Below are 255 nucleotides of genomic sequence, written 5' to 3' on the forward strand. Positions count from 1 at the left end.
TCAATGCGTGCTTACCGCTCCCCGAGGCAGTTTCGTTGTTCGCCACGTCCTTCTTCGGCTCCTAGTGCCTAGGCATCCTCCGTGCGCTCTTATTAGCTTAACCTAATGCTCCGGTTGTTTCGGTCTGATGCTCCTTGAGGTTTATTTCTTGATTAGAGAACTAATGGTTGAAATAAACGCGCAAAAGTCGCACCAGACTCGAAACAACCTTCGCAAACATTCAATAATTGCTTAAGGATGTTTCATTCTTTCGCT

The 255-nt window shown here is 46.3% G+C and carries 1 rRNA gene; it reads right to left on the minus strand.

From position 1 onward, the window contains the following. Positions 1-103, minus strand: a 23S ribosomal RNA gene (locus tag M3194_RS31090); the annotation flags it as partial. Positions 104-255: the final 152 nt, after the last annotated feature.

Origin of the sequence: Paenibacillus glycanilyticus, assembly GCF_023715145.1 — a bacterium.
Classification (GTDB): domain Bacteria; phylum Bacillota; class Bacilli; order Paenibacillales; family Paenibacillaceae; genus Pristimantibacillus; species Pristimantibacillus glycanilyticus_A.